Consider the following 25,336-nt stretch of genomic DNA (forward strand, 5'->3'; position numbering starts at 1 on the left):
ACGCAGACTTCACACACAGCGCCGTGGTTTCACAGACCGGCAAGAAACTGCCAGGCGCCAACAAAAACATCGGGGGAGCTTCCATGCTTCAAGTTGCCAATCGAAAACTCGCGTCGCTGAGCGACGTGCTCTTCACCGGACTGGGCCGTGCGCTCGGTTTTCTGCGTCCTCTGGCACGCGGACTCGTCGGTTCCTGGCGACCCCCGGGGTGGCTGCGCATCGTGGGCGCCTTTCTTCTTTTTGGGCTGCAGTGGCTGCAGCAGCGGCTGGCCTGGTTGGTCGTTCTGGCGCTGTTGGTGCTGGCCGGCTGGTTCGCCAGCCCGCATGTGATGAAGTGGTGGCACGGCCTCACGCCTGACCGCGTCGAGCCCGTCGTTTCCACCGCGCAGATCGTGCCGCCGCCGCGCACGCAGATCGAAAACGACAAGGGGCCGAACCCGGTCGTCATCAACTTCTCCGCCTCGGTCGCGCCAATTGCGCGCATCGGCCAGGAGGCGGCCGGTGTCAGCATCGAGCCCGCCATTGCCGGGCGCTGGACGTGGAGCAGCCAGAAGAAGCTCGAATTCCTGCCCGCGCAGGATTGGCCAGTCGGCCAGCCCTACAAGGTGCAGCTCGCGAAGGACGCGCTCGCGCCGCACATCGAGATCGAGCAGCGCAAGTACGAGTTCACCTCGCCCGAGTTCAACGCGCGCATCGCGGGCGCGGAGTTCTATCAGGACCCGGTGCAGGCCAACGTGCGGCGCGCGCTCTTCCAGGTGCGCTTCTCGCACCCGGTCAACACGGCAGAGTTCGAAAAGCGCCTGGTGCTGACCTATGACCAGGCCTGCGGCACTTCGATCTTCAGCGTGGGCAAGTGCGCGAGCGAGAAGTTCACCGTCAGCTACGACAAGCTGCGCCTCACCGCCACGCTGCAGTCCGAGCCGCTGCCCATTCCCGAGAAGACGCGCCCCGTCGTGCTGAGCCTTGCGGCCGGCGCGGTCGCGCAGAAGGGCGGCCCCGCCCAGCGCAACGACATCTCGCGTGCTGTCGACATCCCCGGCCTCTTCAGCCTCGACATCTCCAGCATCGACCCGACCATCGTCACGGGCGAGAACGGCGAGCCCGAGCATGTCATGCACGTCACCGCCTCGATGCCGGTGCACGAGCGCGAAATGGCGCGCGTGGTGCAGGCCTGGCTGCTGCCGGCTACCGAAGAAGCCAAGGGCGACCCGGAGGAAAAGTTCGACTGGTCCGCCGATCCGTCGAAGGTCACCGATGCCGTGCTGCGCCGCGCAAAGAAGATCACCCTGCAGCCCATCGCCAGCGAGCGCGAAGTGACCGAGATGGTCAGCTTCCGCCTCCCCCAAGCCGAGGGCGGCCGCTACCTGCTGGTGCGCGTGGCCAAGGGCCTGAAGACGCCCGGCGGCTACCAGCTTGGCGCGGCGCGACAGGACGTTCGATTGCTCAAGACCTTCGCGCCCGAGCTCACCATCATGAGCCAGGGCTCGCTGCTCGCACTTTCCGGCGAGCGCAAGCTGCCGATCCTGGTGCGCGACCTGCCGGGCATCCGCCTCGAGATCGGCCGCCTGCTGCCACAGCAGCTGCAGCATCTCGTCACGCAGACCAACGGCGACTTCGCGCATCCGCAGTTCAATGGCGGCCTGCAGTCGGACAACCTCGTGGACCGCTTCCAGAAGGAGATTCCGCTCAGCATCCCCGCCGGCAAGGCGCACTACGAAACCGTCGACTTCGCCGAGTACCTGCGCAGCGACGTGGCGGACCGCCGCGGCGTGTTCCTGCTCAAGGTGCAGGGCTACGACCCCAAGGCCAAGAAGAAGCCGGAGGCGGCCGAGGGTGAGGCTGCACAGGCGCAGCCCGAAGAGGAGCAGCAGGAAGAGCAGCAGTCCGAGGGCGAAGGCGACCCCGAGAGCGGCAACCCCGAAGACCAGAAGGACCAGCGCCTGGTGCTCGTCACGGATCTCGGCATCGTCGCGAAGAAGTCGCTCGACGGCACGCGCGACGTGTTCGTGCAGAGCATCGCCAACGGCCAGCCGGTGGCAGGCGCATTGGTCGAGGTGTGGGGCCGCAACGGCATGATCGTCGCGTCGCAATCCACCGATGCGACGGGCGCCGCCAAGCTGCCCAACCTCGCCGGCTACCAGCGCGAGAAGGCACCCGTGGTGCTCGTCGTGCGCAAGGACGGCGACCTGAGCTTCCTGCCCTTCAACCGCACCGACCGCACGCTCGACATCTCGCGCTTCGACGTCGGCGGCCTGCGCGCGGCCGGCGTGCCGAATCAGATGACGGCGTACGTGTTCAGCGACCGCGGCATCTACCGCCCGGGCGACACGATGCACATCGCGATGATGGTCAAGGCCGGCAACTGGGCCACGTCGCTGCGCGACCTGCCGCTGGAGGCCGAGATCATCGATGCGCGGGGCCTCAGCGTGCGCCGCGAAAAGCTCAAGCTCGGCCCCGGTGGCGCGGCGGAAATCGCCCACACCACGCAGGACACCTCGCCCACCGGCAACTACACCGTCAACCTCTACCTGCCGCGCGAGTCGTCGCCCGGCAACCCGGAGGTGGAAGGCCTCCTGGTCGGCAGCACCACGGTGAAGGTGCAGGAGTTCCTGCCCGACCGCACCAAGGTCGTCGCCAAGCTCAGCAGCGAAGTCGCCGAAGGCTGGGTCAAGCCCAAAGACCTGAAGGCGCTCATCGACGTGCAGAACCTCTTCGGCACGCCCGCGCCCGACCGCAAGGTCGAAGGCACGCTCACGCTGAGCCCGGCCTTCCCGGTGTTCCGCGCGTTCGCCGACTACGCCTTCTTCGATCCGCAGCGCGCCACCGAGAAACAGGTCGACGACCTGGGCAGCGCGCAGACCAGTGCCGAGGGCAAGGCCGAGTTCGACCTGCGCCTCTCGCGCTTCGATGCCGCCACCTACCAGGTGCATGTGCTTGCCAAGGCCTTCGAGCCCGAGGGCGGGCGCAGCGTGTCGGCCGAAGCCCAGACGCTGGTGAGCGACATGCCGTACCTCGTGGGCGTGAAGGTCGATGGCGACACCAGCTATGTGAGCAAGGGCGCCGCGCGCAACGCCACCGTGATCGCGATCGACCCGCAGGCGAAGAAGACGGCCGTGGACGACCTGAAGATCGAGCGCGTGGAGCGCAAGGTGCTGTCGGTGCTCGTGAAGCAGGACAACGGCCTCTACCGCTACGAGTCGCGCAAGAAGGAAATCGTGATCGACGAGAAGCCACTGGCCATCGTCGCGGCGGGCAACACCATCGCGCTCAACACCGCCACGCCCGGCAACTTCGCCTACGTGGTGCGCAATGCGGGCGGGCTGGAGTTGAACCGCGTCGAGTACAGCGTGGCGGGCAACGCCAATGTCTCCCGCTCGCTGGACCGCAACGCCGAACTGCAACTCACGCTCGACCGCAAGGACTACGAGCCGGGCCAGGAGATCGAGGTGAGCATCCGTGCGCCGTACGTGGGCGCGGGCCTCATCACCATCGAGCGCGACAAGGTCTACGCCCACGCGTGGTTCAAGACCGACAAGACCGCCTCGGTGCAGAAGATCGTGCTGCCCAAGGACTTCGAGGGCACCGGCTACATCAACGTGCACTTCGTGCGCGACCCGGCTTCGGACGAGGTCTACATGAGCCCGCTGTCGTACGGCGTCATCCCCTTTGCCACCAGCCTGGCCAAGCGCACCGCGAACCTGCAGCTCACCAGCAGCGAGCTGGTGAAGCCCGGCCAGACGGTGAAGATGAAGCTCACCAGCGACAAGCCCACGCGCGCCGTGCTGTTCGCGGTGGACGAAGGCATCCTGCAGGTGGCGCGCTACAAGACGCCCGATCCGCTCAAGCACTTCTTCCAGAAGCGCGCGCTCGAAGTGGGCACTTTGCAGACGCTCGACCTGATCCTGCCGGAGTTCAAGAAGCTCATGCAGGGCGCTGCCCCCGGCGGCGATGGCGAAGGCGAACTCGGCAAGCACCTGAACCCGTTCAAGCGCAAGCGCGACAAGCCGGTGGCCTACTGGTCGGGCCTGGTCGATGTGAACGGCAGCCGCGAATTCAGCTACACCGTGCCCGAGAGCTTCAACGGCAGCCTGCGCGTGATGGCCGTCGCGGTGAACGACGAGACCACCGCCGCCAAGAGCACCCGCACCGTGGTGCGCGGCGACATGGTGATCCTGCCGAACGCGCCGCTCGCGATGGCGCCCGGCGACACCGTCGAAGTGGGCGTGGGCCTCGCGAACAACATCGTGGGTTCGGGCAAGGAAGTGCCGATCGCGCTCACGCTCACCGCCTCGGGCGGGCTCGAAGTGGTGGGCGATGCGACGCAGACGCTCAAGGTCAACGAGCGTGGCGAAGCGAGCACCAAGTTCAACGTGCGCGCCAAGCCGGGCGAGCAGGCGGTGCTGGGTTCGTCGGCGCTGGTGTTCACCTCCACGCACAAGACCTTCAGCGCGCGCCTCTCGACCGAAGTGAGCGTGCGGCCCGCGTCGCCGTTCGTCACGCTGGTGCAGGCGGGCAGCTTCCAGCGTGCGGGCGAACTGAGCAGCAAGGCCGACCTGTACCCGAACTTCCGCAAGAGCGATGTGGCGGTATCGGCTGCGCCGTGGGCCTTCGCGACCGGGCTCATGCGGTACCTGGAGGTCTACCCGCACGGCTGCACCGAGCAGATCACGAGCCAGACCTTCCCGGCCGTGCTGCTGTCGGGCCGCCCTGAGCTGGTGAAGGAAATGGCGCGCGGCCGCACCCCGGAACAGGGTCCGATGCCCGAGGCGCGCAAGACCTTCGAGCGCTACCTCGTACAGCTGCGCGCACGGCAGACGGCCGACGGCGGCTTCTCGCTGTGGCCCGGCGCGGGCACCGATCCGTTTGCCACGCTCTACGCGGTGCACCTGCTCATCGAAGCCAAGGACCACAAGCTGCCCGTGCCGCAAGACCTGCTGCAGAAGGCCAACACCTATCTGCAGGGCTGGCTCGGCAGCGGCGACAGCTCGCTGGACGGCTGGCGCCAGCGCACGCAGGCGGCTTACCTGCTCACGCGCCAGGGCATCATCGCGCCGGCCGCACTGGCCAACCTGCGCGAAGCCTGGCGCAACAAGCAGACGCAGGGCTGGAGCGACGACCTGGGCGCCGTGTACCTCGCCGCGAGCTACCAGCTCGTGAAGCAGGAACAGGTGGCCAGCGAGCTGCTCAACCCGGTGTGGTCCGACCTGCTCGCGCGCACCGAGAAGAAGCAGCGCCGCAACGTCTGGGGCGCCTACTACGACCCGCTGGTGCACGACAGCATGACGCTGCACCTGGTGGGCCGCCACTTCCCGGCGCGCCTGAAGACGCTCAAGCCCGAGGTGTGGGAAGGCATGGGCGCGATGGTGCGCGACGGCTGGTACAACAGCCTGTCGTCGGCCTCGATGCTGCTGGCGGTCGATGCCTACTTCGACGCGGTGGCGCAGAACGTCGAGGGCAAGCTGACGGCGCAGAGCGTCAATGCGCAAGGCCAGGCCGCGGCACTTGCACTGGGTTCGGTGAACCCGATCACGCGTGCTGCGGTGCCGGCCGGCACGGCCAAGCTCAAGCTGTCGAACGACAGCGACTTCAACCTGTACTACAGCTGGGCCGAACAGGGCTTCGAGCGCAACGTGCCCACCACGCCGGTGAACCAGGGCCTCGAGATCTTCCATGAAGTGCTCGATGCCAAGGGCAACCCGATCACCAAGGCGAAGCTCGGCGAAGAGGTCACCGTACGGGTGCTCGTGCGCAGCCTGGAGCGTGCGCAGCTCAACGACGTGGCGCTGGTCGACCTGCTGCCCGGTGGGCTGGAGCCGGTGCTGCAGGCCGTGGGCGATGACGAGGAAGCCAACGCCGACGCGCCGATCTGGAAGAAGCGCCTGGGCGGCGGCGGTTCGTGGAAGGTGCAGTACGCCGACATCCGCGAAGACCGCGTCGTGTTCTACGGCACCGTCGACAAGAACCTGCTCGCAGTGACCTACAAGGCACGTGCCACCAACGTGGGCGACTTCGTGGTGCCGGCGGCGTATGGCGAGGCGATGTACGACCGGCGCGTGTATTCGCGCTCGGCGGGTGCCCGCTTCCAGGTGGTGGCGAATTGACCTCGGCATTCCCTGCCTTGTCCCCTCTCCCGCTTGCGGGAGAGGGCTAGGGTGAGGGTGCCGCGCTTCCATGAATACCGTGCTCGATTCCTCGTCGCTGCCCTCACTCCAACCCTCTCCCGCAAGCGGGAGAGGGAGTAAGAGGGGCAGAGGGAAGAAGGTTGCGGTCGCCTTTGCAGCGGTGGCATTGCTGCTCGCGCTGTTGCGCTTCTGGCCGCACGCCCCGCTCAGCGAAACCGTCGGCAGCTCGCGCGCCGTGTACGCGCAAGGCGGCGAGCTCTTGCGCCTCACGCTCGCAAGTGATGAGCAATACCGCCTCTGGGTGCCGCTCGACCGGATCTCGCCGACGCTGGTCGATGCCGTGCTGCTGTACGAAGACCGCCGCTTCTACGCGCACCCCGGCGTCAACCCCGCCGCGCTGGTTCGCAGCGCCTGGCGCATCGCCAGCGGCGAGCGCAGACAGGGCGGCTCGACGCTCACGATGCAGCTCGCGCGGCGCGTCTACGGCATCGACAGCCGCACGACCCTGGGCAAGATCGCGCAGATCGGCGCCGCGCTGTGGCTCGAAGCACGCTTCGGCAAGCGCGAGATCCTCGAGGCGTACCTCAACACCGCCCCCTACGGCGGCAACATCGAAGGCGTGCAGGCCGCGAGCCTCATCTACTTCCGCAAGGACGCCGCCAAGCTCAGCCTGCCCGAGGCGCTGACGCTCGCGGTGATTCCGCAGAACCCCGTCAAGCGCATCGCCGAGCGTGGCCGCAATGCCGAACTGCAGTCGGCACGCGAACGCCTGTGGGCCCTGTGGGCCGAGCGTGACCCGACCGCGAAGCAGCATGCGCCCGATGCGCAACTCGCGCTCTCGGCGCAATCGCGCGGCAGCCTTCCCTTTCTCGCGCCGCACGCCACCGACATGCTGCTCGCGCAGGAGCGCGGCGTGCAGGAAGTGCGCACCACCATCGACCTGCGCATGCAGGCCACACTCGAACGCGTAATGGGCCAGTACCTGCGCACGCACGCCGACGTGGGCATGACCAACGCGAGCGCGCTGCTGCTCGATGCCTCGACCATGCAGGTGCGCGCGCTGATCGGTTCGGCCGACTGGCACAACGACGCGATCGCGGGACAGGTCAACGGCACGCAGGCCAAGCGCTCGCCGGGGTCCACGCTCAAGCCCTTCATCTATGCGCTCGCGCTCGACCAGGGGCTGCTGCATCCCAAGACCATGCTGAAGGACGCGCCGACCTCCTTCGGTCCCTACACGCCCGAGAACTTCGACCACCGCTTCGCCGGCCCGCTGCCCGCGCAGGAGGCGCTGATCCGCAGTCGCAACATTCCCGCAGTGGCCGTCGCCGCGAAGCTGTCGAAGCCGGGGCTCTACGACTTCATGCGGCTCGCGGGCGTGCAGAAGCTGCAGAGCGAATCGCACTACGGCCTTGCGCTGGTGCTGGGCGGCGGCGAGGTCACGCCCGAGGAGCTCGCGGGTCTCTACGCCACGCTGGCGAACGGAGGCATCTCGCAGCCGATTCGCTACACGCAGCCCGCGCCTGACGAGCGGCCCACGCAGCCGCTGCGCCTGCTGAGCGAAGAGGCGTCGTTCATCACGCTCGACATGCTGCGCCACACGCCGCGCCCCGACACCACGCTGCCCGCACGCCCCGCCATCGCGTGGAAGACGGGCACCTCGTGGGGCTTTCGCGATGCGTGGACCGCGGGCGTGTTCGGCCGCCATGTGCTCGTGGTGTGGGTCGGCAACTTCGACGGCACAAGCAACCCTGCGCTGGTGGGCGTCGATGCGGCCGCGCCACTGTTCCTGCGCATGGTCGATGCGCTGCGCGCCGAGCGGCTGGACCCCGGCGAGATCGCGACGCGGCAGCCGGCCGATCTGCGGCAGGTCGAGGTGTGCATGGCGACGGGCGGATTGCCCGATGCGCTGTGCCCGGTGCGCACCACGACATGGTTCATCGCCGGCAAATCGCCGATTCAGGTCAGCAACCTGCACCGCGCGGTGTGGATCGACGAGACCACCGGCAAGGTGGTGTGCGGGCCGCAGCCCAACGCGCGTCAGCAGGTGGTCGAGCAATGGGGCAGCGACATGCGGCGGCTGTTCCGCCAGGCCGGCCTGCCGCGCGCGAGCCTGCCGACCGATGGCTGCGAGAAGGGCGAGGCCTCGGAGACGGCGCCGCTCATCACCTCGCCCCTGCGCGGCGTGCGGCACACGCTGCGCGTGAAGAAGCCGGAGCCGCTCGTGCTGCGCGCCGAAGCGGCGGCGGGCACGCAGGCGATCTACTGGTTCGCCGATGACGCGCTGATCGGCAAGGCCGCGCCCGGCGAAGGCATCACCTGGATGCCCGACATGGCCGACTCGGGCCGGCGCTACGTGCTGCGCGCGGTCGACGACCAGGGTCGCGCCGAGTCGCGTGAAGTAGTCGTCGACATCGCACCTTGATGCGGTGGATGTCACGGCGTCGTCACGCGAAATCGGCATGGTCTCGCGTTTCGACTGAAACCTTTCTTCTGCCACCCATGACGCGTCTTGCCCCCCTCTCCTTCATCGCCCTTGCCACCGCACTCGCCTGCGGCGGCGCGGCCGCACAGACCGCCTTCCCCGCCACGCTCGCCGGCCACGCCGTGCTGCCCGCGCAAAGCTTCGTCGCTGCACCGAAAGACGCACCGGCCGACCTGCAGGTCAGTGGCAAGTTCACCTCGGGCAAGCGCGTCGAGGCACTGGGCACGATCGAAGGGCTCTCGGGCGGCCGCGGCACGGGCGTGTCGGTGCCGTTCAAGGGCCAGCCGCTGCAGGGGCACTCGGGCATCAAGAAGATGGACGACGGCTCGTTCTGGATCCTCACAGACAACGGCGCCGGCGCGAAGGCCAACTCGCCCGACTTCATGCTCTACCTGAACCACTACAAGGTGGACTTCAAGAGCGGCAAGTTCAATCGCCTGAACACCATCTTCCTGCACGACCCCGACAAGAAGGTGCCGTTCCGCATCGTCCACGAAGGCACCAAGCAGCGCTACCTGACGGGCTCGGACTTCGACCCCGAGAGCTTTCAGTTCGCCGGCGGCGCGCTGTGGATCGGCGAGGAGCTCGGCCCCTTCCTGATCAAGGCCGACCTGAAGGGCAAGGTGCTCGCGGTGTTCGACACGCAAGTCGACGGCAAGGCCGTGCGATCGCCGGATCACCCCGCAGTCACCACGCCGGGCGTGCCGGGCGGCGCGGTCGATTTCCAGATCAAGCGCTCCAAGGGCTTCGAAGGCATGGCTTCGTCGAAGGACGGCAGCAAGCTCTACGCGTTGCTCGAAGGCCCGGTGTGGAACGCCGAGGCCAAGGACTACGAGCGCGTCGACGGCAAGGAGGCCCTGCGCGTGCTGGAGTTCGACGTGGCCTCGGAAAAATGGACGGGCCGCCATTGGAAGTACGTGCTCGAAGCCAACGGCAACGCCATCGGCGACTTCAACATGATCGACGGCACCACCGGTTTGATCATCGAACGCGACAACGGCGAAGGCACCAGCGACAAGGCCTGCCCCGAAGGCCAGAAGCGCACCGACTGCTTCCACGACATCGCGAAGTTCAAGCGCGTCTACAAGGTCGAGCTGAGCGATGCGAACGCGGGCGGCGCGGTGCGCAAGATCGGCTACATCGACCTGCTGAACATCGCCGACCCCGACAAGCTCGCGCGCAAGCCGCTGAACGACGGCGTGCTCAAGTTCCCGTTCTTCACGATCGAGAACGTCGACGTGATCGACGCCACGCATATCGTGGTCGGCAACGACAACAACCTGCCGTTCTCGAGCAGCCGCGAGCCGAACAAGGCGGACGACAACGAGCTGGTGCTGCTCGAAGCCGGCGCGTTGCTGCAGGCCAAGTAAGGAGACTCAGGGCACCAGCACGACCTTGCCGGACGTGCGCCGGCTTTCGAGGGCGTGGTGCGCCTCTGCCGCTTCATCGAGCGGGTAGCGGCCACCGTGCACCACGGTGAGTTTGCCCGTCGATGCCAGCTGGAAGAGGTCCGACAGGCTGTCGGCGAGTTGCGGCACCGTGAGCAAGGGAAGCAGCGCAAATCCCTTCAGCGACTGGTTCCGGAGCAGCATCGCTTCGAGTTGCGACTTGTCGAGGTCGAAGCGGCCGACCGCGCCGAAGACCAGTTCGCCTTGCGGCGCGAGCGCTTCGAGCGCGGCATGCGTCAATGCGCCGCCCACGGTCTCGTAGAGGGTGTCGATGCCGCGGCCCTCGGTGAGCGATGCGATCTGGCGGGGCCAGTCCGGCTGGGTGTAGTCGACGGCGAGGTCGGCGCCCAACTTGCGCGCAAGCGCCAGTTTTTCGGCGCTTCCCGCTGCTGCAACGACGGTCGTTGCACCGGCGCGTTTGGCGAGTTGCACGAGCAGCGAACCGACACCGCCACCGGCCGCAGTCACCAGCACCGTCTTGCCTTCGGGCGAACTGCGGCGAATCAGGAACAGCGCGGTCAGCCCCTGCACTAGCAGCGCCACGGCGTCCTCGAAGGAGAGGCTGTCGGGGATGCGAAACGCATACGCGCTGTCGACCGCCACGTACGCCGCATAGCCGCCCGATCCACGCCCCGCCGCGAACAGCGGAACGGCCACGCGCGCACCGCGCAGCGCCGGTTCGACGCCTGCGCCCAGCGCCTCGACAACGCCCGCCACCTCGACGCCGGGCACCATCGGCAACGGCGGCGCCTCCGCATAGCGGCCCTGCCGAACCAGCGTCTCGAAGAAGTTGACACCGGCGGCGCGCACGCGCACCAGCACTTCGCCCGCGCCGGGAGCGGGCGTGGGAATGTCGACGGTTTCGAGCACGTCGGGGGCTCCGGTCCGGCTTAGCTGTACGGCTTTCATTGGCACTTCGCATCACAAAAAATCGATGCGAAATATTGCCGTACCCTCCGCGCTGTTCATACCCACAACGACGTGCCATACCCACCAGGAGGTCACCATGGCGGAGGCCATCAAGCAACTTCCCACGCTGCCTGCCGAGCGCGCGCTCAAGGTGCTTTCGGGGCGCTGGAAGGCGATCATTCTTTACCACCTGTTCGCCGGGCCGCGGCGGCTGTCGCAGCTCAAGCGCAAGCTCCCCGACACGAGCCAGAAGGTGCTGATCCAGCAGCTTCGTGAGCTCGAGGAACACGGACTGGTGGCGCGCGAGATCTTTCCGGAGATGCCGCCGCGCGTCGAATATTCGGTCACGGCGCTGGGCCGCAGCCTCAAGCCCCTGCTGCGTGCGCTGTGCGAATGGGGCCAGCGCCATGCGGCGGAAGCGAACGAGCTCGAACGCATGGGCGAATGCGAGGAAAGCGCTTTCGGCTGAGCCGCGATATCCCCGGCCCATGGCCGGGCGTTGAGGGGGAAACCCGGCCAGATGCGTATGATTCTCATCTGGCTCCCGTTTCTTTCCCCCCTCTTTCCATGAATTCCCGAACGACTTCGTACGCCGTCCGGCACGCGTTGTGAGCGCAAGCTTTCGCTATCGCCTCGGCGTGGCCTCGCGCGCACTCGCTGCCATCGCCGGTGGCTACGGCGTTGCAGCCCTTTCTGCTGCCGCCCTGGCCCTGTGCCTGCCCGCCGCCTTCGGCATGGCACGCAGCGAAGCCGCGATGACCGGCACGCTGGCTTCCTTCATCGTTTTCGCGCTCGCCGTGATGTGGGTCTTTGCCGCGCGCACCGCGTGGCGCGCGTGGTCGGGCCTTGTCATCGCGGCCTTGCTGCCGGGCCTGCTGGTGCTGCTGCTCACCCGAGGCGGCGGAGGCGGCGCATGAAAGAAGGCTTTCGCCAGTCGATGGCCTGGCTGCACACCTGGTCGGGCCTCTTAGTCGGCTGGGTGCTCTTCATGGTGTTCGCCGCCGGCACCGCCTCGTATTTCAAGGACGAGATCACCTTCTGGATGAAGCCGGGGCTGCACGCCGTGTCGCCCAACGCCGCGCCGCAGGCGAAGGCCGCGGAAAGCGCCGTCGCCTTCCTGCAGCAGCGCGCCGCCAATGCGCCGCGCTGGTTCATCACGCTGCCGACCGCGCGCGAGCCATCGACCAACGTGCTGTACCTGAAGCCGCCCCCGCCGCCCGGCGCCGCACCGGTCGAGCGGCGCCGCCGTTTCGACCGCGCGATGCTCGATCCGGCGACGGGCCAGGCGATCACCGCGCCGCGCGAGACGCGCGGCGGCGAGTTCTTCTACCGGCTGCATTTCGACCTGCACTACATGCCCGCGATCTGGGCGCGCTGGATCGTCGGCTTCTGCGCGATGTTCATGCTGGTCGCGATCTTCAGCGGCATCGTCACGCACCGGCGCATCTTCAAGGACTTCTTCACCTTCCGCCCGAAGAAGGGCCAGCGCTCGTGGCTCGACGCGCACAACGTGACCGCGGTGCTCGCGCTGCCCTATCACGCCATGATCACCTACACCGGGCTGGTCACGCTGATGTTCATGTACATGCCGTGGGGCCCGCAGGTCGCCTACAAGGACCGCGGCGGCACCGATGCCTTCTTCGCCGAGGCGTTCCCGGGCAGCGGCCGCGACCAGTTCAAGGCCGCCGGCACCAAGGCCACGCTCGCGCCCATCGCGCCGATGCTCGCGCAGGCCTCCGCCCACTGGAACGGCGCGCCCGTGGGCCGCATCACGGTGCACAACCCCAACGATGCGAACGCGGTGGTCTCGCTCACCCGCGCCGAAGGCCCGCAGCTCTCGTACGAGCGGCCCTCGATGCAGTTCAACGGCGCCACCGGCGCGCTGATCGGCGCGTTCGGCGATGTGCCCAAGGCGGCGGCCGAAACGCGCGGCGTGCTTTACGGCCTTCACGTCGGCCGCTTTGCCGATCCGCTGCTGCGCGGCCTGTTCTTCGTCTCGGGGCTCGCGGGTTGCCTGATGGTGGCCACCGGCCTGCTGCTCTGGGCCGTGAAGGAGCGCCAGAAGTTTGCGAAGACGCTCAGGCAGGGCGGCCGCATCGGCTGGGGCCTGCGCCTGGTCGACGGCCTGAACCTCGGCGCGATCGCCGGCCTGCCGATGGCGATGGCGGCCTTCTTCTGGGCCAACCGCTTGCTGCCGCTCGATGTGGCCGACCGCGGCGAGGCGGAGATCCGCTGGTTCTTCATCGTCTGGGGTGCCGCCGCCGTGCTGGGCCTGCTGCGGCCGACGCTGCGCATGTGGCAGGCGCAGCTTGCGCTCGGCGCGCTGCTGTTCGTGCTGCTGCCGGTGCTGAATGCGTTCACCGGCCCCGCGCCGTTGACGGTGAGCCTGCGCTCGGGCCCGAGCGCGGTGGCGGGCTTTGATCTCGTCGCGATCGCATTGGGGTTGGGGCTTGCCAGCGCAGCCTGGCTCGTGGAGCGCAAGCGTCGCAAGGCAGTTTCAAGGCAGGCGACGGCCACGCCACCTGGGCTCGCCGCATCGGGCCAGGGTTCCTGAGATGGGCGCACTGCTTCTCGCCCTGGTGTTCGTCGCCTCGCTCGCCGGCTTCTGCGCGCTGAGCCTCGCGATGGACCGCCACAGCGAAGACGTCTTCGGCCGCGGCAGCACGCCGGGTCCGTGGCGCCGCTGGCTGCAACTGGGCGGCACCTTGCTGCTGTGCGTGTCGCTGGGCGCGAGCCTGCGGGCGGCGGGCAGCGCGATCGGTTGGGTGCTCTGGCTGGGCGCGCTCACTGCGACGGCGCTCGCGACCGCGGGGTTGCTGGGATGCGCGCCGCGGCGCTTTCACTGGATTGCGTCCGCGGCTGCGGTCGTTGTGCTGCTCGGGCTGCTGGTCTGTCTGCTGCTCGCCACGTAGGGACGTAACAAGCAGCTTGGTGCGCGCGATCAGCCGCGCATCAGCGCCTCGATCTCATCCGCCTTCACCGGCACGCCACGCGAAATGAGTTCGCAGCCGGTGGCCGTGACGATCGCGTCGTCCTCGATGCGGATGCCGATGTTGTGGAACTGTTCGGGCACGCCATCAGCGGGCCGCACGTAGATGCCAGGCTCAAGCGTCAGCACCATGCCGGGCTGCAGGATGCGGCTGGGGCGGTTCTTGATGACCTCGTTCGAGAGCGGATCCTTCCGCTCGCTCACTTCGCCCACCTGCGTGGGCTCCACGTAGCTGCCGCAGTCGTGCACGTCCATGCCGAGCCAGTGGCCAGTGCGGTGCATGTAGAACTGGAAGTAGGCGCGCGAATCGATCACGTCGTCCACGCTGCCGACCTTGTTCTTGTCGAGCAGGCCGAAGTCGAGCATGCCCTGCGCCAGCACCCGCACCGCGGCGTCGTGCGGGTCGGTGAAGCGGTTGCCGGCCTTGGTGGCGGCCGCCGATGCGTCCTGGCTCGCGAGCACCAGGTCGTACAGCGCGCGCTGCGGCCCGGTGAACTTGCCGTCGGCCGGGAAGGTGCGCGTGATGTCGCTCGCGTAGCCGTCGAGCTCGCAGCCTGCGTCGATCAGCACCAGCTCGCCCTGGCGCAGCGGCGCGGCGTCGGCGCGGTAGTGCAGCACGCAGGCGTTGGCGCCAGCCGCGACGATGGAGTAGTACGCCGGGTACTGCGAGCCGCCGAAGCGGAATTCGTGCAGTAGCTCGGCATCCAGGTGGTACTCGCGCACGTCCTTGCCTTCGCGCAGCATGCGGGACGACAGCTGCATCGCGCGGATGTGCGCCCGGGCGCTGATCTGCGCGGCGCGCCGCATGATGTCCTGCTCGTGCGCGTCCTTCACGAGGCGCATCTCGTCGAGCGGGCCGCACAGGTCGCGCTGCTCCTCGGGGCACAGCGCGCCGTAGCGCACGCGCGCGCGCACCGATTGCAGCCAGCCGTCGATGCGGGTCTCCAGCCCCTTGTGGATCGCGAACGGAAACCACACGGTCGAGCGGTTCTCCAGCAGCTTGGGCAGCTTGGCGTCGAGGTCGGCCGCCGAGAAGGCTTCGTCGACACCGAGCGCCGCGGGTGCGGCTTCGGGGCCGAGGCGGTAGCCGTCCCAGATCTCGCGCTCCAGGTCCTTGGGCGCGCAGAACAGCGTGGCGCGGCCGTCGCCCGCCAGCACCAGCCACGCGTTCGGCTCGGTGAATCCGGTCAGGTAATAGAAGTAGCTGTCGTGGCGATACAGGAAATCGGTGTCGCGGTTGCGCGGGCGCTCGGGGGCGGTGGGGATGATGGCGATGCCGTCCTTGCCCAGTTGCGAGGCGAGGCGCGCGCGGCGCTCGGCGTAGATCGTGGTGGTGTCTGCTGAGGTCATCTTGGCGTGGTGTTCAGTTGGGCAAGCCGTTCGGGGGTTCCCACATCGGTCCAGGGGCCGGTGTAGAGCTCGGCGCTCACGAGTTCATTGTCCATCGCGGCCCGCAGGATCGGCGCCAATGGGGCTTTGATGCCGGCCGGGTTGCCGGGCGGGATGCCGCAGTACGGCGGCGCGAACAGGGGCGCGCGGTAGAGGCCGATGGTCGAGAAGGTGTGCTTCCCGGCGGCCGTGTTGAGGGCCAGGCCTTCGGCGGAGAGGCCGAAGTCGCCCTTGAGGTTGTGCGCCGGGTTCGGCACCAGCCACAGATGCGCCAGCTTGCCGCTGGCCAGGAAGCGGTCGACCGAGGCCTGCGTGAAGCGGAAGTCCGGCGCGAAGACATCGCCCGCTGCGACCCAGAACACCTCGCCCAGCAGGGGCAGCGCGCGCACGATGCCGCCGGCCGTCTCCAGCGCGCCGCCGAAGTCGCGGCCCTCGTCGGAGTATGAAATCGATAGCGCGCCATGCCCGTCCAGCAAAGGGGTCTCGCCGAATCTGGCTGGAATCTGCGCGCCCAGCCAATCGGTATTGACGACCAGCTGCGTGAACCCGCCATCGGCCAACGCTTCCATCGGCCACTGCATCAGCGGCTTGCCGCGCACTTCGAGCAGGGGCTTGGGCGTGGCATCGGTCAGCGGCCGCATGCGCTCGCCGCGGCCCGCGGCCAGGATCATCGCCCGCACGGAAACCGGGGTGCTCACGCTGCGATGCGGCCGCGTTGCAGCTCGTTGCGTTCGCTGTGACTTGGCTGGAACAGCGACACGAGGCACTCCATCAGCGCATGCGCCTTGGCCGAATGATCCCCGCCGAAATTGCAGACGTACACGTCCAGCGTCACGCCGCGCTGCTCGGGCCAGGTGTGGATGCACAGGTGCGATTCGGCCAGCAGCACTGTTGCCGTTACGCCGCCCGGTCCTTGCGGCGTGGCGGGAAAAGAATGGACTATCTTGCCCACCGCCTGCAGCCCCGCGGCCGTCACCGCCTTGATGCAGACCGCCCCCAGCGCAGGCCCGTCGGTGAGCCATTGGAGGCCGCATTGGCAGTCGTGGAGATCGGCGGTGAGGTGCAGCCCGTGCATGGGTGGCAACTCTAGCAGCCGGCCCGCTGCACAAGAGAACATCGGAAGGGTGTTCGGGGCGTATCGAGGCGGGCCGGGGCTCGCCCGGTAAAATCGCGGGTTCTCCCGACCCCAAACCTCCCTTTTCCCTCCGAAAGTCCACCGCACATGGCAAACCACGCCCTGATGGCCAACGCAATCCGCGCTCTGGCTATGGATGCCGTCCAACAAGCAAATTCCGGCCATCCCGGTGCACCGATGGGCATGGCCGACATGGCCGTCGCACTCTGGGGCGATCACCTTCGCTACAACCCGGCCAACCCGCACTGGTTCGACCGCGATCGCTTCGTGCTCTCCAACGGCCACGCCTCGATGCTGCTGTACTCGGTGCTGCACCTCACGGGCTACGACCTGCCGATCGGCGAACTGAAGAACTTCCGCCAGCTGCACAGCAAGACGGCCGGCCACCCCGAGATCGACGTGACCCCCGGCGTGGAAACCACCACCGGCCCGCTGGGCCAGGGCATCACCAACGCGGTCGGCTTCGCACTGGCTGAAAAGCTGCTCGCGGCCGAGTTCAACCGCAAGAGCCATGACGTCGTCGACCACCACACCTACGCCTTCCTGGGCGACGGTTGCATGATGGAAGGCATCAGCCACGAAGCCTGCGCCCTCGCCGGCGCCTGGCACCTGAACAAGCTGATCGCGCTGTACGACGACAACGGCATCAGCATCGACGGCCAAGTGAAGCCCTGGTACATCGACAACGTCGCCGAACGCTTCCACGCCTATGGCTGGCACGTGATCGGCCCGATCGACGGCAACGACGCCAAGGCCGTGTCCAAGGCCATCGCCAAGGCCAAGCAGTCGACCGACAAGCCCACGCTCATCAACTGCAAGACCGTCATCGGCAAGGGCAGCCCGAACCGCGCCGGCACCTCCAAGGCGCACGGCGAGGCGCTCGGCGCCGAGGAAATCAAGCTCACGCGCGACGCGATCGACTGGCACTACGCGCCCTTCGAAATCCCGGCCGAGGTGTACGCCGACTGGGACCACAAGGACGCCGGCGCCAAGACCGAAGCCGCCTGGAACGAGAAGTTCACCGCCTACGCCGCCGCGTTCCCCGAGCTCGCCGCCGAGTTCACCCGCCGCATGAAGGGCGAGTTGCCCAAGAACTTCCACCAGGTCGCCTTCGACACCGTGGTCGCCGCCCACACCAAGGGCGAAACCGTCGCCAGCCGCAAGGCCAGCCAGCTCGCGCTGGAAGCCTTCACGGCCGCGTTGCCCGAAATGCTCGGCGGCAGCGCCGACCTGACCGGCTCGAACCTCACCAACACCAAGAGCACCGCCGCGCTTCGCTTCGATGCGAAGACCAGCGCCGTGGTCATGAACGTGCCCGCCGTCGAAGCCAAGCAAGGCGCCGAAGACGAAGCCAAGCCCGAAGCCCCCGCCGAAGTGCCGCACGGCACCATCGGCCGCCACATCAACTACGGCGTGCGCGAGTTCGGCATGGCGGCCATCATGAACGGCGTGGCGCTGCATGGCGGCTACATCCCCTACGGCGGCACCTTCCTCACCTTCAGCGACTACAGCCGCAACGCCATCCGCATGGCCGCGCTGATGAAGCGCCGCGTGATCCATGTGTTCACGCACGACTCCATCGGCCTGGGCGAAGACGGCCCGACGCACCAGTCGATCGAGCACGCCGCCTCGCTGCGCCTGATTCCGAACCTGGACGTCTGGCGTCCGGGCGACACGGCCGAAACCGCCGTGGCCTGGGCTGTGGCGCTGCAGAACGAGTCGCGCCCGACCGCGCTGCTGCTGAGCCGCCAGAACATCGCCTACGCGCCGAAGAAGGAACTGGGCGACATCAGCCGTGGCGCCTACGTGCTGTCCGAGCCCGAGACCGTGGGCCTGAAGAGCAAGAAGACCGCGGCCGTCATCATCGCCACCGGTTCTGAAGTGCCGCTCGCGCTGGCCGCCCAGAAGCTGCTGGCCGACAAGAAGATCGCCGTGCGCGTGGTGTCGATGCCCTCGACCACCACCTTCGACCGCCAGGACGTGGCCTACAAGAAGGCCGTGCTGCCGAAGAAGATTCCGCGCATCGCCGTCGAGATGGGCTGCACCGGCGGCTGGTGGAAGTACGGCTGCGCTGCCGTCGTCGGCATCGACACGTACGGCGAGTCGGCACCGGCGCCGGAGCTGTTCAAGTATTTCGGGTTCACGGCGGAGAACGTTGCCGCCACCGTCGAAGCGGCGCTGCGGGACTGATCGTCCCCCGGTACTTCTTCCCGTCCGATCACAAGTTTTTCAACCTTAGGAGCAAGTCAGATGGCTATCAAACTCGGTATCAACGGCTTCGGCCGCATCGGTCGCAACGTGCTGCGCGCAGCGGTGCAGAACTTCAAGAACGACATCGAGATCGTTGCCATCAACGACTTGCTCGAGCCCGACTACCTGGCCTACATGCTCCAGTACGACTCGGTGCATGGCCGCTTCAAGGGTGAAGTCACGGTCGAAGGCAACACGCTGATCGTCAACGGCAAGAAGATCCGCCTGACGCAAGAGCGCGACCCGTCGCAGCTCAAGTGGAACGAAGTCGGCGCCGACATCGTGCTCGAATCGACCGGCCTCTTCCTCACGAAGGAAACGGCGCAGAAGCACATCGACGCGGGCGCCAAGAAGGTGATTCTCTCGGCTCCGTCGAAGGACGACACCCCCATGTTCGTCTACGGCGTGAACGACAAGAAGTACGCCGGCGAAGCCATCATCAGCAACGCCAGCTGTACCACCAACTGCCTGGCGCCGCTGGCCAAGGTGCTGCACGACAAGTGGGGCATCAAGCGCGGCCTGATGACCACCGTGCACGCTGCCACCGCCACGCAGAAGACCGTGGACGGCCCGAGCAACAAGGACTGGCGCGGCGGCCGCGGCATCCTGGAAAACATCATTCCCTCGAGCACCGGCGCTGCCAAGGCCGTGGGCGTGGTGATCCCCGAGCTCAACAAGAAGCTCACCGGCATGAGCTTCCGCGTGCCGACCTCCGACGTGTCGGTGGTCGACCTCGTGGTCGAGCTGGAGAAGGAAGCCACGTACAAGGAAATCTGCGCCGAAATGAAGGCACAGAGCGAAGGCGCGCTCAAGGGCGTGCTGGGCTACACCGAAGACAAGGTCGTGGCCACTGACTTCCGCGGCGACCCGCGCACCTCGATCTTCGATGCCGAAGCCGGCATTGCCCTCGACAGCACGTTCGTGAAGCTCGTGAGCTGGTACGACAACGAATGGGGCTACTCGAACAAGTGCCTGGAGATGGTGAAGGTCGTGTCGAAGTAAGAAGGCTTCGCGGCTTCAACGAAAAACGCGCCCGAGGGCGCGTTTTTTCATGGGCGACCGAAAGGGCTGCTCAGCGCAGCTTTTCGTTCCTGCGGATTTCGCTCGCCAACTGGTTCGCCACGTCGGCCGACGCGCGCTTGGCCGACAGCGCGAGGTCGTGCTTGAACTCGCTGAACTCCGCCGCACCCTTGCCGGTCGCCTTGACGCGGGTGACTTCGACGCCCGCCGAGTCGGTGACGGTGCACGCGATCTCGGTGCTGAAATCCGTCGGCGGCCAAGTGAGGACCGACGAGGAGCTCGAGTTGGTGGTGATCACCGGCGTGAACACGAACGACGCCCCCGAGGCTTTCACGGCATTGGCATCGGCCGCCGAGTTGATGACCACCACGTCCTGGTACACCGCGCGCAACGCGTCGCGGATCGACTTCTCCAGATCGCGGTACGGGTAGTAGCTGATGCGGTCGCCGCCACCGCCGGGCGTGATCGCCTGCTTGCTGCGATCGGCCTCGGTCATGGCGTAGGCCACCTTCTTCTGCACCAGATGGGCATCGACGCGCTGTGGAGGCGCTGCGTCGGTGTTCAGCGAGATCGGGTGCGCGCAGCCTGCGAGCACCGCGGCGGCAGCCAGTGCCAGGACGATGCGCAAGGTTCTGGAAACAACGGACATGATGGGTTTTCCCTTTTCGTTCGGATGGCGTCAGGAGCCGATGGCGGCGGCGAACTGCGGGTCGGCGTAGACCTTGCCGAGCAGCGCACGCACGAGCGTCGGGTAGGCCGTCTGTCCGGCCGGGATGGCCACCATGCCTGCGAAGCTGGACTCGAAGCTGATGTTGGCCTTGTAGGTCTTCTTCAGCCGTTGCACGCCTTCGCGCGTGACTTCGATCTCGACCGTCATCACGCCGGTGCCTGTGGAGATGTTCCCGACGCTGACGTCGTTCTCCAGGATGCGTGCATCGAGCCGCGTGCGCGACTTGGCGTCGTAGGCCGAGACTTCCTTCAGGTCGCGGACGATCGCGTCCTCCAGGTACTTGGCGAAGGTGCCGCTGGGCGAATCGAGCCGGGTGCCGCGCAGCGAGATCCGGTTGACGGGCGCGTTGGGATCGGTCGGCTGAACCTTGACCACCGCGATGGTGGAAGGCTTCGCGGCCTTGAGCTGGTCAAGGGCCGCGTAATCCGGCGAATAGGCCGGTGCCTTGGGCGATGCGCAGCCCGTCGCAAGGACGGCCAATGCGCAGATGACAACGCCAAGCAGGCGGGTGGTTGCCATGTTCCTTCTCCTCCAGAGTTGTTTGGAGGCGCGACAGTAACATGGCGTAAACCTTTTTTCTCAGACCGGTTCGAGCACGTGGATCAGCTTGCTCTCGACCAGCTCCTTGGTCTTCTCGCCATGGGCTTTCATGTGCGGCGCGACGGCATGCGCCTGCAGGTGCGCGAGCGTTTCCCATTTCTCGATCACCACGAAAGTGTCGGAGCCGAAGCTGGCCTTGGAGGTGGGAACGCCCTGCGCATCGACCGTGGCGCCGTACTCGATGCAGCCCTCTTCGGCCAGCACGGCCGCGCGGTTGGCAGCAAAGGCTTCGAGCAGCTTGGCGCGTTGGCCGGGCTTGGCGGTGAGGACAGCGACTACGTGAATCATTGGAATGAACTCCGGGTGGTGTGAAGGTGATGGGATGGCGAGCGTCGAATCTAAAAGATCCGGCGCCGCGGCGCAGGTCTCGCACGAGACCCGGTGCCCCACCCTATCATCGCGCGCATGTTCTTTCCGCTCCCCCGCACGGCCACCGCGCCCTTCTGTCCGTCCGAGGTCAAGGGCAGCATCGCGGTCCCGCAGGACCTGCCCTTCGGCAAGAAGCTGCTGCGCTACGCGGGCCCGGGCCTGCTGGTTTCCGTGGGCTACATGGACCCGGGCAACTGGGCGACCGACATCGAGGCGGGCTCGCGCTTCGGCTACGGCCTGCTCTTCGTGGTGCTGCTCGCGAGCCTCGCGGCGATGCTGCTGCAGACGCTGTGCGTGCGGCTCGGGCTGGTCGCGCAGAAAGACCTGGCGCGCGCCTGCCGCGAGCACTATTCGCCGCGCGTGAACCGCTTCCTCTGGCTCGGCGCCGAGCTCGCCATCGTGGCCTGCGACCTCGCCGAGGTGCTGGGCAGCGCGCTCGCGCTGCACCTGCTGTTCGGCGTGTCGATTCCGGTGGGCATCGCCATCACGGCTTTCGATACGCTGCTCGTGCTGGGGCTGCAGGGCGCGGGCTTCCGGCGCGTGGAGGCCATCGTGCTCGGGCTGGTGGGCACCATCGCGGGCTGCTTCGTGGTCGAACTCGCGATGGCGCCGCCCAACTGGTTCGGCGTGGCGATGGGCTTTGCGCCGAGCTTCGAGCGGCTGCAGCAGCCGGGCGCGCTGTACCTCGCGATCGGCGTGGTCGGCGCCACGGTGATGCCGCACAACCTGTACCTGCATTCGTCCATCGTGCAGACGCGGCTCATCGCCGACACCGACTCGGCGCGCCGCGAGGCGGTGCGCTTCTGCACGCTCGACGCGGTGGTGTCGCTGTCGCTCGCGCTGCTGGTCAACGCGGCCATCATGGTGCTCGCGGCCAGCGCCTTCCACGCCACCGGTCACCAGGAGGTGACCGAGATCGACGATGCCTACCGGCTCATCGAGCCCATCGTCGGCAGCGCGTTCGCGGCCACGCTGTTCGGCATCGCGCTGCTGGCCTCGGGGCAGAGCTCGACCTTCACCGGCACCATCGCGGGCCAGATCATCATGGAAGGTTTTCTCGACCTGAAGATCCCCTGCTGGCAGCGGCGCCTCCTCACGCGCGCGCTTGCGCTGGGGCCGGCGTTCCTCGGCGTCTGGTGGTTCGGCGACGGCGGCGTGGGCAAGATGCTGGTGCTCAGCCAGGTGGTGCTGAGCTTCCAGTTGCCCTTTGCGATGTGGCCGCTGATCCGCTTCACGAGCAGCCGCAGCATGATGGGCGGCTTTGCCAATGGCCCGGTGGTGAAGCTCTTGGCCTGGGGTCTGTTCGGCGTGATCGGCGCGGCCAACGTATGGCTGATCGGCTCGGTGATCCTCGGCAAGGGCTGAAGGTCAGCGCTGCTTGCCCGCATCCTTCCAGAGATGCACCAGCGCCGCGGGCGCCTCGGTCTCGGGCACATCGAAGCTGACTGAACTGGCGGTGGCCGTGTTCTCCATCACCACCTCCACACGGTAGACGCGCTGGTCGCCGCCCGGCGACGCGGCGCTGCTTTCCTCGGCATGCGGCACGGCGCTTTGCAGCGCAGCGTCGATCTGCTGGCGCAGTTCTTCGGTGCAGTCGCCCAATTGAAAGCTGCGCGGCTGCGCGAGGCCAGGCATGTAGGCGATGCCGCCCTCGCGCGTCACGCGCACGATGGTGGCTTCACTGAGCGGCGGAAGCTGGATCATGATGCGGCGACTCCCACGGTGTTCCATGCGGCGATGACCGCCTTGTGCGCCGTGCTGCCGGGGCTGAAGCGCCTCGCGGCGGCGCTCACGGTCAGCTCGGCGAAGGCGGCGAAATCCGCATCCTGCTTCAACCGGCGGTCGCACACGGTGTCGTACCAGATGCGCCCGGCCGTCTCCCATGCCGGACCGTCGATGGCGGTCGCGGCCAGATAGAAGGCGCGGTTCGGAATGCCGGAGTTGATGTGCACGCCGCCATTGTCCTGCCGCGTGACGACGATGTCTTTCATGTGCGCCGGCTGCGGGTCCTTGCCGAGCACCGGGTCGTCGTAGGCGGTGCCGGGCTCGGCCATCGAGCGCAGCGCGCGCGCCTTCACCTTCTCCTTGAAGAGCCCCGCGCCCACCAGCCAGTCGGCCTGCTGCGCCGTCTGCTTGAGCACGTGCTGCTTGACGAGCGCGCCGAATACGTCGCAGATCGATTCGTTGAGCGCGCCCGACTGGCCCTGATAGATCAAGCCCGACTCGTGATCGATCACGCCGTGCGTGAGTTCGTGGCCGATGATGTCCACCGCGATGGTGAAGCGGTTGAACACCTCGCCGTCGCCATCGCCGAACACCATCTGCGTGCCATTCCAGAAGGCGTTGTCGTAGTCGTTGCCGTAGTGCACGCTGCCCAGGAGCGGCATGCCCGCGCCGTCGATGGAGTTGCGCTCGTAGATGTCGTGGTACAGGCGCCATGTGGCACCGAGCGCGTCGTAAGCCTCGTCGACCGCAAGGTCCTTGCTCGCGACCTGGCCCTCGGAGCGGATCAGCTTGCCGGGCAGTTGCGTGGTGTTGCCCGCGTCATGGATCTTGCGTTCGGGCGAGCCGCGCTTCGCGTACGGCGGCGAGGGCGCCGACGACACCTGGGGCGCGAGAAATTCGCGCAGCCCGCGGTGCTCGCGATCGATCATCAGCGTGTTGGCCGCGCGCGCACTGACGGGCGCATCGGCGTGCGCCGCGAGCCGGTCCAGCAGGTACGGCGGTACGAAGCTGGGCGGCAGGATCGGTGGCGGGCGAAGCGGCATGAGCGGTTCTCCGGTGAGCGTTCAGCGATGAAAAATACGGTAGCAGAAAGCCGTTGATCCGTGTCGCTGCAGTCCCTCTGCAGGTGTCACCGGATGCTGCCGTTTTCGAGCGCGGTTGCGATGAAGTCAACGAAAGCTCTCACGCGCGCCGACAGCTGATGACGTTGGGGGTACACCGCGTAGATGTCGGCATCGGGCGTGCGGTAGTTGGCCAGCACCTGCACCAGCCGGCCGCTGCGCAGGTACCGCGCGATGTCCCATTCGGCGCGCATCAGGATGCCGTGGCCGTCGAGCGCCCAGTTGACCGCGATCTCGCCGTCGTTGGTGCTGAGTGCGCCGCGCGTCTTGATGGCCTCGGTGTGCTGCGCGGCGCCGCGGCCGGAGCTCAGGCGCCACACGCCGTAGGCCTCGTCGCCCTGGCGGATGCCGATGCAGCGGTGGCGTGCGAGGTCGTGGGGCACCTTGGGCTGGCCGGCGCGCGCAAGGTAGGCGGGCGAGGCGCACAACAGGCGCCGGTTCGATGCGATGCGCCGCGCGATCACGCGCGATTCGGGCGGCGCGCCGAAGCGGATGCAGACGTCGAAGGCATCGTCTGTCAGCGGCGGCGGGTTCACCGAAAGCTGCAACTGCACCTCGACTTCCGGGTGCTTGCGCGCGAACTTCGAGATCAGCGGCGCCACGTGGCTGCGCCCGAAGCCCAGCGTCGCGTTCACGCGCAGCAGGCCGCGCGGCTCGGCCTTCGCCTCGCCCAGCAACTGCGCCATGTCGTCGATCGCGCCGAGGATGCCGCGCGCATGTTCCACATAGAGCTCGCCCTCGGGCGTGAGGCTCATGCGCCGCGTGGTGCGGTTCACCAGCGTGACGCCGATGCGCGCCTCCATCTGCGCGAGCCGCTTGCTCACGGCCGGCGTGCTGATGCCGAGTTCGCGGGCCGCGGCGCTCAGGCTGCCGCAGGCCGCAAGCGTGGAGAAGAAGCCGAGTTCGGCGGGCTGGATCGGAGAAACCATGGGCAGTCCGATTGTTGAACTGAGGTTAAGGATGGATTCACTTTGGGCGTGAATCGTTCGGCGCATCGAATCCTACAGTGGCAGCTCCCAGAAGCATTCCATGAAGGACAGACAG

20 protein-coding genes are annotated in these 25,336 nt (G+C 67.5%); 10 read left to right on the forward strand and 10 right to left on the reverse strand.

Features of this window, described 5'->3' with window-relative positions; genetic code table 11:
• The first annotated feature begins 83 nt into the window (after nt 1-83).
• The 3 genes from NU688_RS22705 to NU688_RS22715 all read left to right on the forward strand — a co-directional run bounded on the left by NU688_RS22705 (nt 84) and on the right by NU688_RS22715 (nt 9,977).
• Nucleotides 84-6,101 carry an alpha-2-macroglobulin gene (locus NU688_RS22705; protein WP_257863060.1) on the forward strand — a complete coding sequence of 2,006 codons (6,018 nt, stop codon included), beginning with the start codon at nt 84-86 and terminating at the stop codon, nt 6,099-6,101.
• A gap of 181 nt (nt 6,102-6,282) precedes the next feature.
• Nucleotides 6,283-8,547 carry a penicillin-binding protein 1C gene (gene pbpC / locus NU688_RS22710; protein WP_257863061.1) on the forward strand — a complete coding sequence of 755 codons (2,265 nt, stop codon included), beginning with the start codon at nt 6,283-6,285 and terminating at the stop codon, nt 8,545-8,547.
• A gap of 77 nt (nt 8,548-8,624) precedes the next feature.
• Nucleotides 8,625-9,977 (forward strand): esterase-like activity of phytase family protein, encoded by a 1,353-nt coding sequence (locus tag NU688_RS22715; protein WP_257863062.1) that lies wholly within the window; start codon nt 8,625-8,627, stop codon nt 9,975-9,977.
• A gap of 6 nt (nt 9,978-9,983) precedes the next feature.
• Here NU688_RS22715 and NU688_RS22720 read toward each other — a convergent pair whose 3' ends face one another.
• A complete protein-coding gene (locus NU688_RS22720) occupies nt 9,984-10,925 on the reverse strand; it encodes a zinc-binding dehydrogenase (RefSeq protein WP_257863063.1) in 942 nt (313 codons plus the stop codon).
• Nucleotides 10,926-11,061: 136 nt separating this feature from the next.
• On the opposite strand from NU688_RS22720, the gene NU688_RS22725 reads away from it, so the two are divergent.
• From NU688_RS22725 to NU688_RS22740, 4 genes are all read left to right on the forward strand, one after another.
• Nucleotides 11,062-11,433 carry a helix-turn-helix domain-containing protein gene (locus NU688_RS22725; protein ID WP_257863064.1) on the forward strand — a complete coding sequence of 124 codons (372 nt, stop codon included), beginning with the start codon at nt 11,062-11,064 and terminating at the stop codon, nt 11,431-11,433.
• A 139-nt stretch (nt 11,434-11,572) separates the two neighbouring features.
• A complete protein-coding gene (locus NU688_RS22730) occupies nt 11,573-11,881 on the forward strand; it encodes a DUF3649 domain-containing protein (RefSeq protein ID WP_257863065.1) in 309 nt (102 codons plus the stop codon).
• A complete protein-coding gene (locus tag NU688_RS22735) occupies nt 11,878-13,518 on the forward strand; it encodes a PepSY domain-containing protein (RefSeq protein WP_257863066.1) in 1,641 nt (546 codons plus the stop codon). Before NU688_RS22730 ends, NU688_RS22735 begins: the two co-directional genes overlap by 4 nt.
• A 1-nt stretch (nt 13,519) precedes the next feature.
• Nucleotides 13,520-13,876: a DUF3325 domain-containing protein gene (locus NU688_RS22740; RefSeq protein ID WP_257863067.1), complete on the forward strand. Its 357-nt coding sequence runs from the start codon at nt 13,520-13,522 to the stop codon at nt 13,874-13,876.
• Between the two features lie 29 nt (nt 13,877-13,905).
• Here NU688_RS22740 and NU688_RS22745 read toward each other — a convergent pair whose 3' ends face one another.
• From NU688_RS22745 to speD, 3 genes are read right to left on the reverse strand one after another with little or no spacing between them, the layout of a single operon-like run.
• Nucleotides 13,906-15,303: an aminopeptidase P N-terminal domain-containing protein gene (locus NU688_RS22745; RefSeq protein WP_257863068.1), complete on the reverse strand. Its 1,398-nt coding sequence runs from the start codon at nt 15,301-15,303 to the stop codon at nt 13,906-13,908.
• Nucleotides 15,300-16,013 (reverse strand): nucleotidyltransferase family protein, encoded by a 714-nt coding sequence (locus tag NU688_RS22750; protein WP_308340322.1) that lies wholly within the window; start codon nt 16,011-16,013, stop codon nt 15,300-15,302. Before NU688_RS22750 ends, NU688_RS22745 begins: the two co-directional genes overlap by 4 nt.
• 23 nt (nt 16,014-16,036) lie before the next feature.
• Nucleotides 16,037-16,417 carry an adenosylmethionine decarboxylase gene (gene speD, locus NU688_RS22755; RefSeq protein ID WP_257863069.1) on the reverse strand — a complete coding sequence of 127 codons (381 nt, stop codon included), beginning with the start codon at nt 16,415-16,417 and terminating at the stop codon, nt 16,037-16,039.
• Nucleotides 16,418-16,564: 147 nt separating this feature from the next.
• Here speD and NU688_RS22760 point away from each other — a divergent pair, with 147 nt between their 5' ends.
• Both NU688_RS22760 and gap read left to right on the forward strand, forming a co-directional pair.
• Nucleotides 16,565-18,667: a transketolase gene (locus NU688_RS22760; protein WP_257863070.1), complete on the forward strand. Its 2,103-nt coding sequence runs from the start codon at nt 16,565-16,567 to the stop codon at nt 18,665-18,667.
• Nucleotides 18,668-18,727: 60 nt separating this feature from the next.
• The gene (gene gap / locus NU688_RS22765) at nt 18,728-19,729 is read left to right on the forward strand and encodes a type I glyceraldehyde-3-phosphate dehydrogenase (protein WP_257863071.1); all 1,002 of its coding nucleotides are present in this window, start codon (nt 18,728-18,730) and stop codon (nt 19,727-19,729) included.
• Nucleotides 19,730-19,799: 70 nt separating this feature from the next.
• On the opposite strand, the gene NU688_RS22770 is transcribed toward gap, so the two are convergent.
• From NU688_RS22770 to NU688_RS22780, 3 genes are read right to left on the reverse strand one after another with little or no spacing between them, the layout of a single operon-like run.
• The gene (locus NU688_RS22770) at nt 19,800-20,396 is read right to left on the reverse strand and encodes a hypothetical protein (RefSeq protein ID WP_257863072.1); all 597 of its coding nucleotides are present in this window, start codon (nt 20,394-20,396) and stop codon (nt 19,800-19,802) included.
• Nucleotides 20,397-20,426: 30 nt separating this feature from the next.
• Nucleotides 20,427-20,996, reverse strand: a complete 570-nt coding sequence (locus NU688_RS22775; protein ID WP_257863074.1) for a hypothetical protein — start codon at nt 20,994-20,996, stop codon at nt 20,427-20,429.
• A 60-nt stretch (nt 20,997-21,056) separates the two neighbouring features.
• On the reverse strand, nt 21,057-21,365 hold the full coding sequence (locus NU688_RS22780; protein WP_257863075.1) for a putative quinol monooxygenase: 309 nt from the start codon (nt 21,363-21,365) through the stop codon (nt 21,057-21,059).
• 117 nt (nt 21,366-21,482) lie between these two features.
• On the opposite strand from NU688_RS22780, the gene NU688_RS22785 reads away from it, so the two are divergent.
• Entirely contained in the window at nt 21,483-22,811 is a 1,329-nt protein-coding gene (locus NU688_RS22785) for an Nramp family divalent metal transporter (protein ID WP_257863076.1), read from the forward strand.
• Between the two features lie 3 nt (nt 22,812-22,814).
• On the opposite strand, the gene NU688_RS22790 is transcribed toward NU688_RS22785, so the two are convergent.
• The 3 genes from NU688_RS22790 to NU688_RS22800 form a co-directional block, all read right to left on the reverse strand.
• On the reverse strand, nt 22,815-23,150 hold the full coding sequence (locus NU688_RS22790; protein ID WP_257863077.1) for a protealysin inhibitor emfourin: 336 nt from the start codon (nt 23,148-23,150) through the stop codon (nt 22,815-22,817).
• On the reverse strand, nt 23,147-24,214 hold the full coding sequence (locus tag NU688_RS22795) for a M4 family metallopeptidase (RefSeq protein ID WP_257863078.1): 1,068 nt from the start codon (nt 24,212-24,214) through the stop codon (nt 23,147-23,149). Before NU688_RS22795 ends, NU688_RS22790 begins: the two co-directional genes overlap by 4 nt.
• 86 nt (nt 24,215-24,300) lie before the next feature.
• Nucleotides 24,301-25,221 carry a LysR family transcriptional regulator gene (locus NU688_RS22800; RefSeq protein ID WP_257863079.1) on the reverse strand — a complete coding sequence of 307 codons (921 nt, stop codon included), beginning with the start codon at nt 25,219-25,221 and terminating at the stop codon, nt 24,301-24,303.
• Nucleotides 25,222-25,336: the final 115 nt, after the last annotated feature.

This window comes from Variovorax sp. ZS18.2.2 (genome assembly GCF_024701975.1).
Lineage (GTDB): Bacteria > Pseudomonadota > Gammaproteobacteria > Burkholderiales > Burkholderiaceae_C > Variovorax.

Excerpts from the sequence above, each read along its gene's own strand:
- NU688_RS22705 (WP_257863060.1), top strand. The coding sequence starts at position 84 with ATGCTTCAAGTTGCCAATCGAAAACTCGCGTCGCTGAGCGACGTGCTC.
- NU688_RS22715 (WP_257863062.1), top strand. The coding sequence starts at position 8,625 with ATGACGCGTCTTGCCCCCCTCTCCTTCATCGCCCTTGCCACCGCACTC.
- NU688_RS22725 (WP_257863064.1), top strand. The coding sequence starts at position 11,062 with ATGGCGGAGGCCATCAAGCAACTTCCCACGCTGCCTGCCGAGCGCGCG.
- NU688_RS22735 (WP_257863066.1), top strand. The coding sequence starts at position 11,878 with ATGAAAGAAGGCTTTCGCCAGTCGATGGCCTGGCTGCACACCTGGTCG.
- NU688_RS22740 (WP_257863067.1), top strand. The coding sequence starts at position 13,520 with ATGGGCGCACTGCTTCTCGCCCTGGTGTTCGTCGCCTCGCTCGCCGGC.
- NU688_RS22745 (WP_257863068.1), bottom strand. The coding sequence starts at position 15,303 with ATGACCTCAGCAGACACCACCACGATCTACGCCGAGCGCCGCGCGCGC.
- NU688_RS22750 (WP_308340322.1), bottom strand. The coding sequence starts at position 16,013 with ATGATCCTGGCCGCGGGCCGCGGCGAGCGCATGCGGCCGCTGACCGAT.
- speD (WP_257863069.1), bottom strand. The coding sequence starts at position 16,417 with ATGCACGGGCTGCACCTCACCGCCGATCTCCACGACTGCCAATGCGGC.
- NU688_RS22760 (WP_257863070.1), top strand. The coding sequence starts at position 16,565 with ATGGCAAACCACGCCCTGATGGCCAACGCAATCCGCGCTCTGGCTATG.
- gap (WP_257863071.1), top strand. The coding sequence starts at position 18,728 with ATGGCTATCAAACTCGGTATCAACGGCTTCGGCCGCATCGGTCGCAAC.
- NU688_RS22770 (WP_257863072.1), bottom strand. The coding sequence starts at position 20,396 with ATGTCCGTTGTTTCCAGAACCTTGCGCATCGTCCTGGCACTGGCTGCC.
- NU688_RS22775 (WP_257863074.1), bottom strand. The coding sequence starts at position 20,996 with ATGGCAACCACCCGCCTGCTTGGCGTTGTCATCTGCGCATTGGCCGTC.
- NU688_RS22780 (WP_257863075.1), bottom strand. The coding sequence starts at position 21,365 with ATGATTCACGTAGTCGCTGTCCTCACCGCCAAGCCCGGCCAACGCGCC.
- NU688_RS22785 (WP_257863076.1), top strand. The coding sequence starts at position 21,483 with ATGTTCTTTCCGCTCCCCCGCACGGCCACCGCGCCCTTCTGTCCGTCC.
- NU688_RS22790 (WP_257863077.1), bottom strand. The coding sequence starts at position 23,150 with ATGATCCAGCTTCCGCCGCTCAGTGAAGCCACCATCGTGCGCGTGACG.
- NU688_RS22795 (WP_257863078.1), bottom strand. The coding sequence starts at position 24,214 with ATGCCGCTTCGCCCGCCACCGATCCTGCCGCCCAGCTTCGTACCGCCG.
- NU688_RS22800 (WP_257863079.1), bottom strand. The coding sequence starts at position 25,221 with ATGGTTTCTCCGATCCAGCCCGCCGAACTCGGCTTCTTCTCCACGCTT.